This window comes from Pedobacter suwonensis (genome assembly GCF_044762335.1).
Lineage (GTDB): Bacteria > Bacteroidota > Bacteroidia > Sphingobacteriales > Sphingobacteriaceae > Pedobacter.
Genome location: NZ_JBIWEB010000004.1, coordinates 24,849 through 39,050, shown reverse-complemented (window position 1 = coordinate 39,050; position 14,202 = coordinate 24,849). Strand labels below are relative to the sequence as shown.

General features: G+C 43.4%; 12 protein-coding genes. 7 read left to right on the top strand and 5 right to left on the bottom strand.

What is annotated here, in order from left to right:
• Positions 1-25: 25 nt before the first annotated feature.
• The 5 genes from ACIQXP_RS07970 to ACIQXP_RS07950 all read right to left on the bottom strand — a co-directional run bounded on the left by ACIQXP_RS07970 (position 26) and on the right by ACIQXP_RS07950 (position 5,671).
• Positions 26-898 carry a hypothetical protein gene (locus ACIQXP_RS07970; protein WP_293744392.1) on the bottom strand — a complete coding sequence of 291 codons (873 nt, stop codon included), beginning with the start codon at positions 896-898 and terminating at the stop codon, positions 26-28.
• Positions 899-930: 32 nt separating this feature from the next.
• Positions 931-1,500 (bottom strand): glycoside hydrolase family 108 protein, encoded by a 570-nt coding sequence (locus tag ACIQXP_RS07965; protein ID WP_387505159.1) that lies wholly within the window; start codon positions 1,498-1,500, stop codon positions 931-933.
• 269 nt (positions 1,501-1,769) lie between these two features.
• The gene (locus tag ACIQXP_RS07960; protein WP_387505158.1) at positions 1,770-2,783 is read right to left on the bottom strand and encodes a phytanoyl-CoA dioxygenase family protein; all 1,014 of its coding nucleotides are present in this window, start codon (positions 2,781-2,783) and stop codon (positions 1,770-1,772) included.
• A gap of 3 nt (positions 2,784-2,786) precedes the next feature.
• Positions 2,787-3,983, bottom strand: coding sequence for an aspartyl/asparaginyl beta-hydroxylase domain-containing protein (locus tag ACIQXP_RS07955; protein WP_387505157.1), 1,197 nt, complete (start codon positions 3,981-3,983; stop codon positions 2,787-2,789).
• Positions 3,980-5,671, bottom strand: a complete 1,692-nt coding sequence (locus ACIQXP_RS07950) for a carbamoyltransferase family protein (protein WP_387505156.1) — start codon at positions 5,669-5,671, stop codon at positions 3,980-3,982. Before ACIQXP_RS07950 ends, ACIQXP_RS07955 begins: the two co-directional genes overlap by 4 nt.
• 208 nt (positions 5,672-5,879) lie before the next feature.
• Between ACIQXP_RS07950 and ACIQXP_RS07945 the strand changes: the two genes are divergently transcribed.
• The 7 genes from ACIQXP_RS07945 to ACIQXP_RS07915 all read left to right on the top strand — a co-directional run.
• Positions 5,880-6,596: a Fe2+-dependent dioxygenase gene (locus ACIQXP_RS07945; RefSeq protein ID WP_387505155.1), complete on the top strand. Its 717-nt coding sequence runs from the start codon at positions 5,880-5,882 to the stop codon at positions 6,594-6,596.
• A gap of 9 nt (positions 6,597-6,605) precedes the next feature.
• Entirely contained in the window at positions 6,606-7,730 is a 1,125-nt protein-coding gene (locus ACIQXP_RS07940; RefSeq protein WP_387505154.1) for an ABC transporter substrate-binding protein, read from the top strand.
• A gap of 1 nt (position 7,731) precedes the next feature.
• Positions 7,732-8,670 (top strand): formyltransferase family protein, encoded by a 939-nt coding sequence (locus tag ACIQXP_RS07935; protein WP_387505153.1) that lies wholly within the window; start codon positions 7,732-7,734, stop codon positions 8,668-8,670.
• A 6-nt stretch (positions 8,671-8,676) separates the two neighbouring features.
• Positions 8,677-9,285, top strand: coding sequence for a phage tail protein (locus tag ACIQXP_RS07930; RefSeq protein ID WP_387505152.1), 609 nt, complete (start codon positions 8,677-8,679; stop codon positions 9,283-9,285).
• 26 nt (positions 9,286-9,311) lie between these two features.
• On the top strand, positions 9,312-9,929 hold the full coding sequence (locus tag ACIQXP_RS07925; RefSeq protein WP_387505151.1) for a phage tail protein: 618 nt from the start codon (positions 9,312-9,314) through the stop codon (positions 9,927-9,929).
• Positions 9,930-9,962: 33 nt separating this feature from the next.
• Positions 9,963-10,583: a phage tail protein gene (locus ACIQXP_RS07920; RefSeq protein ID WP_387505150.1), complete on the top strand. Its 621-nt coding sequence runs from the start codon at positions 9,963-9,965 to the stop codon at positions 10,581-10,583.
• Between the two features lie 112 nt (positions 10,584-10,695).
• A partial coding sequence (locus ACIQXP_RS07915) for a beta strand repeat-containing protein (protein ID WP_402759906.1) occupies positions 10,696-14,202 on the top strand: 3,507 nt, incomplete at its 3' end.

Below are 14,202 nucleotides of genomic sequence, written 5' to 3'. Positions count from 1 at the left end.
GAGAATAGGGTTTATTACGATCATTTTACGATGATGGATTTGTGTCCTCCGATGCCGCTCCCGGGTTTTGATACGATGATGTATCGTTTGCAGGAGGCGTGTTTGTTGGCTGCGGTATGGGATTAGTTACCGCCGGATTTACCTGTGAAATGGAAGGAGCAGCCTGCTGTTGTCCTGGCAAAATACCTGGTGATGAATTATTTGCTGCAGCAGAATCAATTGAGGGAGCGTTTTCCTGGGTTTTTAAAACCAAATAGGCAGCGCTGCTTATGCCGGTAAGCCATAAAAGTGTCTGGCTAAGTTCAGGTAAGGCACATCCTGTTTTAATGCTGTATACTTTATTGAGAAAAATAATAACAGCAATGCAAGTCCACACAACTTTTTGAAAACGATGTACGCTGATGCCATTATCATCAGAAAGAATATCTACAAAAAAGCCTTCAGAAGGGCTATTCTGATGGCGAAAACGGCCATCTTGTATTTCCCGTTTATCAATTATGGCGCCACCTGCAGTTACACCGGCGCTTATTCCCATTAACACCAACGCGGTTTCATTTAATCCTGTGTCGTTACAGTTGGCCATACAAAGTTGCAAATAAATATAACTGCAGGAGATTACCACTGTCCAAACCCCTAATTGAACACGAGACAGGCTAAAGGGATTGTTACTTTTAAACATCAGCAGCCGTTTCTGCTGTTTTATTTTCGCGGCACTGGCATTAAACGCATCCGGATCATTTACATCATCACGAAGCATGTTGGTGAACATGGCCAAAGCAAAAAAAGCGGTGATAATACCTATGATTATAACCAGTGCCAATGTTTTATGAAGATCATAAGTTTGTGCGTTTCCTTTGCATCCTGTTGCAATCCCTGTAAAAACTAATGCTAACATCATTATTAAATTGCTCTTTTTCATAATGGATGAGTTTATGGTAATGATGGATTAAATGGCGTTAAACGACTGAACCAGGAGTTCTGAAACTGCGCCTGCGAAGGGTTTTGTTTAATAATGTTTAAATATCGCTGTTTCCGAAGCGCAATAACCTGGTTATACAGCGCTTCCAGCGGTATACTGTTGGCAGCCGCAATGGTTTGTGGCCCAACTATGCCATCTACTACAAGTTTGCCAGGTCTAATATTATTTATGGCCTGCTGCAAAAAACGCGAAGCGATACCAGTACCCATATTTACAGCCGTATCAAACAGCTGGTTGGCTAGCTGTTGGCTGTTTAAGTTGTCCAGACTGATCACATCCCAGAAATTCTGTTTGTAAAATGATTGTACTTCCGCCTGTACTGCACTATCGGCAGCAAGTGTGGCATTTATGTTTTGAGGATGCGTTGAAACAGCCTGGTCTACCGCGGGCCAACCACCCCAGTCAGGCCAGAAATTTCTTGCGATACCGGCGTAGGTTTCACCACCGCTGTCATCTGGGTTATTGGCATAACCGCCTTCGTTACCCATTGTAATTTTAAATGCAGAATTGAAAATTGCCATATGTAGATATAATTAGTTTTTAACTTCACTATCTATATGTCAATGCATTCATGATAACCCACTGATGACCGTGGTTAAATTGAGATTGATGAGGGCATTAACGGCCTGTTTTTTAACTGCTAAATGATGTTATCACATTGTTTATAAACAGGTTATCTCAAATATAGCTTTTTCCTTTTTATTAATCAGCAAACTGAAGCATAAAATTATCTGAAAGTTTAATCAAAAATTTTTACAGCTGATAAAGTTTTACAACAGGTGATCATGACCTACATCCATTTCTTCTGAGCAGTAAAATCTGCGGGCTGATAGTTGATATATTGTACAAAGCGCGGCATTGATGAGGTATTGGGGCTGCTGCCATGCGGCAAAGCCTGATGCCAGATGATAAAATCTCCAGCCTGGGCAGCAATAGGTAAACTGCCCAGCATGTGCAAGTTCTCTGTTCGGGGATTTGTGCCATTAGGAAGGGAATGAAGCCATGCTGAAATGCGGTTATGGAATCCTGGAACCAACGTAAAGGCTCCCTGATTTGGTGCCGTATCGGCAAGGTAAAGTAAGCCTTGCAGATTAAATGGAATAGGCAGCTCAAGGCTGCAATCCCAATGTAGGTCAGGCCCCGGAAATTTCCATGTTTCCGTTTCAGGGGGATTAAAACCAACGCGGTCAGTCGTTACCCAAAGATCGGTACGTTTCCATAGTTGCTCATAAGCCATCCTGATACGCGCTGTTTGCCGGTTTTTTTGCAATAATGGGTGTTGAAAAAGCTGCACCATAATACCCTGTCTTGCCGTATGGTCAAAATACCAGGTATCAGTATCGTCGAGTTTGATGTTCAAAAATTTACACATCATATCAACAGTGGCTTTACAATCTTCTCTGGGAACAGCATTTTTAAGAATCAGGTAGCCATTTTCTTCCCAAAATGCCAGCTCCTCAGCACTTAGAACTGAAGGTATGGGTTTACCCATATCTGGCATTTCATTAAACATGCTGTTAAATTTATCAACCTGTTCGCCTGTAGGAATACCAGCGATATTCGCAATCCATTGTTCAAACTCTTCAAATGCAGGAGCAAACTGGAAAACATATTGCAGTGTTTGTTCAAGGCCAAGCCCCAATACGCTTAGCAGGGTTTTATCCAGCTGCCATTCGTTTTTCCAATGTTCTTCATCAAACTCACCCGATCTTTTGAGCATGATCTTTTTCCAAAACCGTTTTAGATGCATCAGGCCTAAAGCGCTGGTTTCTGTTGATGGTGGTAAAATAAAATCTGATGTCATTTTTTATTTTTCTGCAGTATGGTTGATGTACATATTTTGTTTACAGGTCCAACTGATCATTTGTGGAAAGGACAGGTTGTTTTCCTGTCCTGAAGGATAAGTCATCCCATTCCATTGTAACAACGGCACACCGAAATAATTACCTTTCTTAAAGTTATCAATAAGATTCTGGCCTCCGCCTTTGTATCCGTTATCATGGAAAACGATATGGGGATCGATATCCAAATGTATGCATGCTGCGTACGACCAGGCAATAGCCATCATTTCGCCACCATTGTTAAGATCATTGTTTGGTAGCGAATCATTCATCCCCATGCGTATCTCAGCCGGCATACAGGCCAGATGCCCCGCTTCGTGTAAAATATCGCCCGGATATAATAACTTTTCGGTGTCGACAATTAATGTTCCGTCTCTAAGTTTAAGCCCCGGTAAAAATGTTTCGTCAGCAATAGGTTCCAGTTGGTATTGTAACCCGATCTCAGAAATAAAACTAAGGAATTTAGCAATTAGTTGATTTTCAATTAATTCTTTTTCCATGCGTTCTGCTAATTCGTCTGAATAATTTGAGTTTGACATTTTAATGTTTCTAATAGTTTGTTGTACTGCAATGGGATCTTTCTGTAAAAAGATTGTTTTTTTCTTGCCTTCCAGAATCACTTTAGTTAACCATTCGTTCACTTTACAATCGATAACGAGGTGTATGCGATCTGTGGTGCCATTGTTGGCAACTCGGTGATTAATATTTGCATTGATGTACCAACAGTCTCCTTCGTTCATCACTACGCGATCCTCGTCCACATAAAATTCAACATCGGGATTGGTAAATATTGGAATATGCAGGCGTGCCTCTCCCTGCTCAAAGGCAAGTTCCATGTCCCGGTGTGGTTTAATAATGGATCCGGCACGCAGATTCAGCAACCTTGCGGAAAGTTTTTCGCAATTGAGCTCTTCCAAAAGCCTACTGGTTTGAGGTAACCTATTTAATAAAATTGTATTTTCAAATTGCTGGTCGCTAAAGAGGTCGGCAAAGGGATTCTCGCAGTTCCCGCCCGGGCTACGCAGAGGCAAAACATGCCAGTTGCCTATATAGTCCCTGGTATTATAATGGGGCATCCATTTATTACCGTTCAACAGCTCATTTAATTCTTTTTGTATCGAATGGATATTGAAGTTGAGGTTTAATTTAGAGAAGCAGATCATGATTGTTTACAAATTATAAAATTATTTAATACCAATACATCTATTGCACCAGATAAAAAAAGTGATAAAGCCTCTGCCGGTGTTTCTACTATGGGCATTCCTTTTCGATTGAGTGACGTGTTCAGTAAAACGCCTATTCCCGTTGCTGTTTCAAACTCACCAATAAGCTGATAAAATTCCGGATTGAAAGCACTTGTCACCGTTTGTACACGGCAGGTGCCATCTTGATGAACGATACCGCTCAACTGATCTTTCCATTCCGCTTTTATCTCATCAATCAATATCATATAGGGGCTTTCCCATCCATGAACAAAGTATTTATGGACATCATCAATTCTTACCGATGGAGCAAAGGGCCTGAAATCTTCCCTGAATTTAATGTTGCTGTTAATGTGGTTTTTGATGTCCCTGATTCGCGGATCAGCTAATATGCTCCGATGGCCCAGTGCCCTTGGCCCGAATTCGGCTCCGCCCTGAAACCAGCCCACCACTTTGCCTCGGGCAAGTTCGAGAGCTGTAAGTGTTATGAAATCTGGCGTTTCTTTGATGGAAAATGCAGCATTGTTGGTAATGCCGGCATTAGTTATGGCTTGTGTTATATCATCATCGGAATATTGACGCCCGAAGAAAATGTGATCAGGAACGCTCCCTTTCGGCTGCCCCAAGATCTTATGCCAGCCATAATAGGCACAGCCAATCGCCAGTCCGTTGTCGCCCGCTGCGGGTTGGGTATATAGATTTTTTACGATACCCGAACGGCGTAATTTATAATTTGCCACAGCATTTAATGCTACGCCCCCCGCATAAGCAAAATTAGCGTGCGGCTGCAGTTTAGCACGTTCCTGAAAGAGATAAATAATGGCTTTTTCGGTTTCATCCTGTACCCAGCGGGCCATGTCTGCATAATGTGTAAAATCGTTATTAAAGGCGTCATATCCGGATGAAGGTTTGGTGAAATAGCGGTTAATGTTTTCGTAAAGCACTTCGATGATACCATTTTCCAATTTAAATAGTGGTGGTTTTCCATTCAGGATACCATAGGGCGCCAAGCCCATTAGTTTGCCAACATCATTCAGATTACCAAAGCAATATTGACTTGCTGCATGATAAAGCCCTCCTATGGAATGATAGTTGGTTGGTAATTTTATAGCGGAATTTTGCTCAAATAACTTTACTTCCGAAAAATCTTTGTATAAAGGCGTTAAACTCGTTCCGTCGAAATAGTAAAAACTGTCTTTTTCACAATACAATCCATTGCTAAAAGAATAGGATGGGATTGTTGTATTATCTAGATCAAGGCAATGACTTTGAGGGCTACCGGCACCGTCAACAACCATTACGTTACATGATGTAAAGGGAGACATTCCGACTGCACTCCAGGCGTGGGCCAGATGATGAGACAGGGTAATTACGGGCGTCTGAACATGCTTATCAAAGTACCGGCGCCCGGCATACTGGTTAGGTAAAATGTTGTTTTCAAAATTAGAAGCCTGCACAATTAATGTTAAATCATTGGTGTCAATCCCTGCAAAATCGAGGCAGTATTGAACCGTATCAAAATCGTTACCTCCGTCATGTTTGATTCTGCTAAGCCGCTCTTTCTCGATAGCAACCAGTATTTTGCCGTTTTTTAGTAAAGCCGTCGATCCATCATGTGATAAGCCCGTTCCAAGGATATAGGTGTCCATTAGTGTTGTATATAGCTATTTGGTAGAAATTATACTATAAACATATAAAGAATTTTGAAATGATCTAAAGTATTTAATTCATTTGTATTTTAAAGTAGATAGCCTTATCATAATATTTGTTGATTTTTATCAACTTATTTTATTGTTGACTATATGTACAATCGAAAATTATTAATAGATTTACAATAATCTAACCTAATATATTCTAATGAGCTCTCAAATTCTAAACCCAGATGTAAAAAATATTTGTATTTCAAATTGTACATATCTGCATATACCTGAATTACTAACCGATAGGGAAGTTCAGGGAATTCATTCTCTTTTCAAATCTGGGAAATTCGATGATGGAAGATTAACGGCTCATAGTGCGGCAAAAGAAGTAAAAAGCAACTTACAGCTCGATCACCAAACGCAGGAACATACGGCGATCCAGCAAATCATTCTGGCAGCGCTTAACCGGAATACTGTCTTCAGAAACGCGGTGCTGCCGCAAAGCATTCATCCCTTTATCATCAGCAATTATAAGCCTGGCATGCACTACGGCTGGCATGTGGATAGTCCGGTTATGGGTAATATGATCCGTACGGATGTGGCGCTAACCATTTTTCTGAATGATCCGGAGGCTTATGAAGGGGGCGAGCTGGAACTCCAGACTGCAAATGGAAATGTGTTATATAAGTTAAATAAAGGCGATGCCATCTGCTACCCCTGCACCCAGGTTCACCGGGTAAGGGAAGTTACCGGTGGGGAAAGAAACGTTGCGGTCAGCTGGATACAATCACTGGTTAAAGAAACTGCGCACCGAAAAATGTTATTTGAAATTTTTCAGATTACTGAAAATCTTCGGAGCAAAGCAGTAATTGAGGAAGAATATCTCTTATTGCAACAGCATTACAGTAACCTGTTGCGGATGTGGGCAAACTAATTAAATTGAATGAAAACTAAGAAATTAACGATAGGCGTTTTGCTTTCAAACTCCAGTATCATTCCTATGGCTAAACACTTTAGCTCAGGGCTTAAAGATGGATTAAAGGCATTAAGCCAAGAGGTTGAATTGGAGATTGTACCCGAGTTTATCGGGCAGGGATCGCGGGAACTGGCTGAGAATGCGATCACCAAACTGGTTGGGTTTGACGATGCAGATATCATTACTGGTATTGTTTCCAACAAAGTAGGAGTCGATCTTTCAGATAAAATTGCAAATGTTAAACGGCCGTTCATCATCAATAATATTGACGAGCACTTGCCCGATCCCGGACAGTTTAACGATTACATGTTTCTTAATTCTATCCATACCTGGCAGCAATTGTGGTCTATCGGTCATTGGGGAGTGAAGAATTTTGGTAAAAAAGGAATGTATGTCTCTGGTTTGTACGACTGTGGTTATTCATTTCAGAGCATGTTAAGTGCCGGCATGGAATCGGTGTCAAGCGGTGTATCTATGCCATTTGCTATTGCACCGACACCAAACCCTAAAGAAACAGGCGATATTGCTGCTGTTTTTGAGCATATCCACCAATATCAGCCTGATTTTATTCTGGCTACATTTTGTGGGAAAGAGGCCGAGATGTTTCTGAAACAATATGTAGAGCAGGGGTTCCATAAAACCACTCCACTGCTTGGTTTGCCTTTTTTGCTTGAGCCATTTAGCGCAGCTGAGCCGGTTGAGGTTTATACCACACTTTCATTGAACCGGGAGTTAAAACAAGAGCAGCTTGATGAAGTAAGTAAGGTGATGGCAAACCCCTTTACACAGTTCGGTTTTGAAACCGGTTTGTTGATTGCGCAGGCAGTTAAAGGCCAGGGCGGAAAATCATTACAAAAAGCCATTGCCGAAGCAGCGATTGAAACAGAACGGGGCAGGATTGAAGTTGAACCCCGATTAAATGTGGTGCAAAGCAGGGTTTATTTGATTAAAAATACGTTCAACGGTGTTACAGGCGAAATAGCGCGTCAGCTGGTGGCTGAGCTAGAAACGATTGATACTGCACATGCCGATGTGACGCGGATAAACAAACAGGTGGCTTCGTGCTGGATGAACCCTTATCTCGGTATTTAATATGAAAATAACGGTTGTTTGCAATTCAGATTCGCTGGCATTCCCTACCATCCAGGCGCTGCATGCCCAGGGGATTTTGGGCACTGTGGCTATTCTTGAGCGGAGTGAAAAGTTATTACTCGGACCTTTATTGGCTATTGGAATAGCCAAAGAAAATGTGCTTCGGTTAAATAAAGGAACATGGCAGCATCAGTTACAGCAGTCGCTGGTAGCTACCGGTAGCGAGGCCGTTTGGGTATTTGGCTTCCCCTGGATGATACCTGACCATTTGTTGCAGGCCGTACCGTGGCATTTTATCAATTTTCACTTTGGCGAACTGCCAAAATACCGCGGTGCCGACCCCATATTCTGGCAACTTAAAAATAACGAAGACGTTGCAACGCTAACCATACATCAAATGACGGCAGATATTGATGCTGGCCCCGTTTTGTGTAAAAAGCAGCTGCAGATTATAAAAGGTGAAAATTATGGGCTGCTTTGCCAGCGCTTAGGGTTTATGGCTACTGAAGCAATACCTGAGCTGCTAAATAAAGCTGATTTACCATCTGCTCTGGATAAAAGTAATGCAGTTGCGGCACTTTTTGATAAGAAACCCGATCATAACGATTTGACGATCAATTGGAAGCTGCAGTCTGCAGATGAGATAGAATGGCTGGTAAATGCGGCTAACCCTAAATATGACGGTGCAACAGCTTGCATTAAAAATACCGAATTACGTATACTGGAAGTTTCACCTGCTGAAATCCAGTTACAGGACGAGTTTAGACCCGAGCCTGGCACTATCGTTTACGCGGATGCACTTTATGGATTGATTGTAGCATGCATTGAAAACCGTTTTTTAAAGATCAACACCGTACACATGCGTGAAGGCTATTTCTCTGGATCTAAGCTTTTTCACATGGGCATACAATCAGGAGAAAAATTTATAAACCTAAATTAAAACACAATGGAAGGAACACTAGCTGAAGTCCGGATTTTTGCCGGTAACTTTTCGCCCAAAACCTGGGCTTTTTGCTCGGGTCAATTGTTAAATTTAAGCACGAACCAGGCATTATTTGCGCTGTTAGGTACGACTTACGGTGGTGACGGGACATCAACATTCGGATTACCTGATCTTCGCAGCAGAATCGTAATCGGTGCGGGTAGTGGTGCTGGTTTATCAACGTACACACTGGGGCAGAAAGTGGGGGTAGAAAATGTAACACTTAATTTAAGTCAGATGCCTGCACACACGCACGCAGCAACCGTAAGTCAGAGCACAAACTCTCCTGCCACCGCGACATTTTTTGCCAGCCCTGATATTGGTGATCAGGCAAATGGTTTAAATGCATACGTTAGTGAAGATGGAACCGGGCAGGTTGCATGTTATACGAACGATGGCAGCACACTGACACCTTTAAGCCCCGCATCAGTTGAGGTAACCAATTTGAATATACCCGCTCCAACCGTGAGTCTTCAAAATGCTGGGGGTAATCTTGCCCATAATAATATTATGCCAAGTATCGCATTAAATTATATCATTTGTTTACGAGGCATTTTTCCCTCAAGAAATTAATCACGAAACCTTTAAATAAAAAAAATATGGAAGGAACAATTGGCGAAATCCGCGCTTTCGCAGGTAGTTTTGCACCACAAACCTGGATGTTTTGTCATGGGCAATCACTATCTATTGCTCAATATACCGCACTTTACTCGATAGTTGGCACCACTTATGGCGGCGATGGGGTTAGTACGTTTAATTTGCCAAATACTGGCAGCCGAATTGTGGTAGGAACCGGCCAGGGGCCGGGTCTTAGGTCCTACGTTTTAGGTCAGACCACTGGCGAGGAAGGTCATACCTTGCTTCAAGCAGAAATGCCTCTGCATACGCATGCAACTACGCCAACAAATACTTCAACTCAGGCAGCTGTTGATATTTCATTAAACGGCGTTGCTGCTGATGGTGTATTATCTAAGCCTCAAGGTAATTTTCTCGCACAGGATTCATCCGGAAATGATAGTATTTACGCTAATCCAGCTACTTCACCAAACCTGGTGAGCCTCAATAGCCAAGCTTTACAAGTTGCTAATCTGGCGCCACCCCGGCCTACGGTGACTATAGGCATAGCGGGCGCAAGTCTTCCACATATTAATGTTCAGCCCGTACTTGCTGTAAACTATGTAATTTGTGTGCAGGGTTTATTCCCATCTAGAGATTAATAATTGATTAATTCATACTAAATTTTATCAACAATGGAAGGAACTATAGGCGAAATAAGAATGTTTGCCGGAAATTTTGCACCGTATACATGGGCTTTTTGTGCCGGCCAAACATTATCCATACGAAGTTATACGGCACTTTATGCAATACTTGGGACATATTATGGCGGTGATGGAACCAACACATTTAAGCTGCCAGACTTACAAGGACGTGCTATTGTAGGTGCAGGCCAGGGCGCAGGACTTACAGCTTACAATATTGGCAATACTGCAGGGGTTGAAAATGCTTCAATTCAACTTTCTCAAATTCCAATGCATACGCATTTGGCAAACTATGTACAGGCTGGATCTGCAACCATAACCATAAAGGCATCTGCAGACCAAAGCGGTGAACCCAGCCCTTCGGGTAATCTTTTAGGCGCACCTTCGGGTGTTTCAGAGATGCTATATAATAATCTTGTTCCCCCAAAGCAACCTGTAGCTATGGGTGCGGGCACACTCAAGGTAAATAGTGTAAGTGGCCCTCAGCTAACTGGCCTTGTTGTTCAATCAACTGGTGTCGCAGCACCTTCCGCAACACACGAGAACAGGCAGCCTGGGCTGGCTCTTAATTATGTAATTTGCCTTGAGGGGATATTCCCGACGAGAGATTAAAAGTCAAAGCACAGTATAATTATTTTATGGGTATAACCGGTGTTCTTCAATCCCGGTTATACTCTTTTACTTATTGCAAGATACCGTATTGAAGATTTAGAAAAGTTGTTATATGAGGAAATTTTACACTTTAAAAAAGATATATCGTTTTTTATTAATTATCCCGCTGCTTTTAATTGGCGTATTGCATGCTAGGGCTTCTTTATCTAAAGGTGATCTTGCCGTTATTGGGATGAATGGTGATGTCGATCCATCTACTACTGTGCGTAGTTTTGCGGTTGTGGCTTTAAATACAATTGCTGCTAACGAGACGATCTATATCACGGATAGAGGCTGGATTAATGGTTCTCCCGGAAATTTTACAACAAACACAACTCTAGATGGAACTATCCAATGGACACCATCGTCAGTTATAACACCGGGTACGATAATCATATTCAAACTGAATATGGCCTCTTCAACAAGTAAAACGATTTCTGCAACTAAAGGAGATGGTTCGGCAATTCCGGGTGCGGATCTGTCGATTTCAGGCTGGATCAATTCTGTGGTTACATCACTACCCTGGAATAATGCCAGTGGCGATCAGTTATTGATTTATCAGGGAACAGACAGTAACCCATCTTTCATTTTCGCTTTTAATAATATTAGAACCACAGGAACAAATAATAGTTCCGGAGGATGGTTTGTTGACCCGAACGGAGTTACAGGTAGTTTATATACGCAAAAAACGAGTATTCTCTACAGCGAGTTGCCTTCTCAGCTTGCAAATTCTATCTATACTTTGGGTTTTGTAACGAATAGCGGCGATACTCGTTATCCAAACGTAAGCTATGTGCCAAACATATCAAGCGGAACACAAGCCAATTGGTTGGCCAATATTACTGATAGGGGTAACTGGACGAGCAGATCAGCTGGTAACCCCTTTAACTTCGCTTTAGGTTTTGGTAGTACTAACTTAACTGAATTTAGCATAACGAGTGGAGTGCAGGCGCCAACCGTAACCAGCGTATCGGTTCCTGCTAACACTACCTATGGAATAGGACAAGCCATGTCTTTTACCGTAAATTTTTCGGGCAATGTGACGGTAACAGGTACTCCTCAATTAGACATTACGTTAGGTGCTGCGAGCAAATCAGCTAATTATGTCAGTGGTTCAGGTACTTCTTCATTAACATTTAGTTATACGGTTGCAAGCGGCGATCTGGATGCTGACGGTATTTCGATTGGTACTTTAGGTTTAAACGGAGGCACAATTAAGGATGCGTCAGATAATAATGCTACCTTAACCTTAAACAATGTTGCCTCAACAGCCAATGTACTTGTAGATGGAGTTGCACCTACAGTGGTGATCAGCAGTACGGCTGGTGCATCGGGTGGCTCGACAGGCACTTCACCAATTCCTTTCACCGTTACCTTCTCAGAATCGATAACGGGTTTTATAGCGGGAGATTTAACTGTAGGGAATGCTACGATCAGTGGATTTTCGGGAAGTGGAACCACCTATACTTTTAATGCAACGCCAACAGCAAACGGCGCAGTTACGATCAGTGTGTTAGCTAACGTGGCACAGGATGCCGCGGGCAACGGCAATACAGCCGCCAGTCAGTTTTCCATTACCTATACACAGGCCGTAACCGCCGCTCCGGTAGTGGTTAGTCCTGCCAATGGTAGCTTAGTGAGTACCGCCACTCCAGGATATTCTGGTACCGCAACAGCGGGATCAACCGTTACGGTTTACGTAGACGGAACATCTGTGGGCACCACTACGGCAACTGGCGGAAACTGGTCACTTACGCAGCCTACCGCATTGGCACAAGGTTCCCATACGGTTTATGCAAATGCACAGGTTGTTGGTAATGCGGTAAGTGCAAACAGCAATACCAATATTTTCACAGTTGATAATGTGGCACCGACAGTGGTGATCAGCAGTACGGCTGGTGCATCGGGTGGCTCGACCAGCACTTCACCAATTCCATTCACCATTACCTTCTCAGAATCCGTAACGGGCTTTGTAGCTGGCGATTTAAGTGTAGGCAATGCCACGATCAGTGGATTTTCGGGAAGTGGAACCACTTATACTTTCAACGCAACGCCAACTGCAAGTGGCGCTGTTACGATCAATATTGCAGCTAACGTGGCACAGGATGCAGCAGGTAATGGTAATGCAGCCTCAGCAACTTATACACTTACAGCACTGCCTTCGAATGTTGTTCCTGTCCTTACTACAACCGGCGGTTCAACAGCATTTTCTGGTCCGGTAGTTGCCATAGATGCCGGGCTAACGGTTACAGATGCTGATAATACAACACTTACCAGTGCCACTGTAACCATTACCGGGAATTTCCAAACCGGGCAGGATGTTTTAGCTTTTACCAATACCAGCAGTGCTACTTACGGAAATATTATTGGCAGTTTTGACAGCAACAACGGCACCTTAACCTTAACCTCCGGTGGGGCTACCGCAACGGTTGCGCAATGGCAGTCAGCTTTAAGAGCGATTACTTACGCCAATTCCGCATCTACGCCAAATACCGCAACCCGAACGATAAGTTTTAGGGTAAACGATGGTATCTCAAATAGCAATACGGCGACCAAAAATGTAACGGTTAGCACTCAGCCCGCCTTAACATCGTCTGTTATCTCTCAAACTAATGTGGCTTGTAATGGTGGTTCTAATGGATCAGCTACTATTTCCGTTTCGGGAGGTACTCCAGGCTACACTTATTCCTGGTCACCTTCCGGAGGTACGGCTGCTACGGCAACGGGATTGTCTGCCGGAACTTATACCTGTACCATCACGGATGCTAATGGTTTAACAAAAACTCAAAATGTTACCATAACCCAGCCAACGGCCATTACTGCAACTACCTCGCAGACCAACGTGGCCTGCAATGGCGCAACCAATGGTTCGGCTTCGGTAACTGTTTCCGGAGGGGCAGGTGGATATACTTATTCATGGTCTCCTTCAGGGGGAACTGCTGCTACGGCAACTGGATTGTCTGCCGGAACTTATACCTGTACCATTACTGATGCCAACAATTGCCAGATCATCAAAACCTTTACCATTACCCAGCCAACGGCCATTACGGCAACTACTTCGCAGACCAACGTGGCCTGCAATGGCGCAACCAATGGTTCGGCTTCAGTAACTGCTTCCGGAGGTGCGGGCGGATATACTTATTCCTGGTCACCTTCAGGTGGAACTGCTGCTACGGCAACGGGATTGTCTGCCGGAACTTATACCTGTACCATCACGGATGCCAACAATTGCCAGATCATTAAAACCTTTACCATTGCCCAGCCAACGGCCATTACGGCAACTACTTCGCAGACCAACGTGGCCTGCAACGGCGCAAGCAATGGTTCGGCTTCGGTAACTGCTTCCGGAGGTGCAGGTGGCTATACTTATTCATGGTCTCCTTCAGGGGGAACTGCTGCTACGGCAACGGGATTGTCTGCCGGAACTTATACCTGTACCATCACGGATGCCAACAATTGCCAGATCATTAAAACCTTTACCATTACCCAGCCAACGGCCATTACGGCAACTACCTCGCAGACCAACGTGGCCTGCAACGGCGCAAGCAATGGTTCGGCTTCTGTAACTGCTTCCGGAGGT

Excerpts from the sequence above, each read along its gene's own strand:
- ACIQXP_RS07970 (WP_293744392.1), bottom strand. The coding sequence starts at position 898 with ATGATGTTAGCATTAGTTTTTACAGGGATTGCAACAGGATGCAAAGGA.
- ACIQXP_RS07965 (WP_387505159.1), bottom strand. The coding sequence starts at position 1,500 with ATGGCAATTTTCAATTCTGCATTTAAAATTACAATGGGTAACGAAGGC.
- ACIQXP_RS07960 (WP_387505158.1), bottom strand. The coding sequence starts at position 2,783 with ATGACATCAGATTTTATTTTACCACCATCAACAGAAACCAGCGCTTTA.
- ACIQXP_RS07955 (WP_387505157.1), bottom strand. The coding sequence starts at position 3,983 with ATGATCTGCTTCTCTAAATTAAACCTCAACTTCAATATCCATTCGATA.
- ACIQXP_RS07950 (WP_387505156.1), bottom strand. The coding sequence starts at position 5,671 with ATGGACACCTATATCCTTGGAACGGGCTTATCACATGATGGATCGACG.
- ACIQXP_RS07945 (WP_387505155.1), top strand. The coding sequence starts at position 5,880 with ATGAGCTCTCAAATTCTAAACCCAGATGTAAAAAATATTTGTATTTCA.
- ACIQXP_RS07940 (WP_387505154.1), top strand. The coding sequence starts at position 6,606 with ATGAAAACTAAGAAATTAACGATAGGCGTTTTGCTTTCAAACTCCAGT.
- ACIQXP_RS07935 (WP_387505153.1), top strand. The coding sequence starts at position 7,732 with ATGAAAATAACGGTTGTTTGCAATTCAGATTCGCTGGCATTCCCTACC.
- ACIQXP_RS07930 (WP_387505152.1), top strand. The coding sequence starts at position 8,677 with ATGGAAGGAACACTAGCTGAAGTCCGGATTTTTGCCGGTAACTTTTCG.
- ACIQXP_RS07925 (WP_387505151.1), top strand. The coding sequence starts at position 9,312 with ATGGAAGGAACAATTGGCGAAATCCGCGCTTTCGCAGGTAGTTTTGCA.
- ACIQXP_RS07920 (WP_387505150.1), top strand. The coding sequence starts at position 9,963 with ATGGAAGGAACTATAGGCGAAATAAGAATGTTTGCCGGAAATTTTGCA.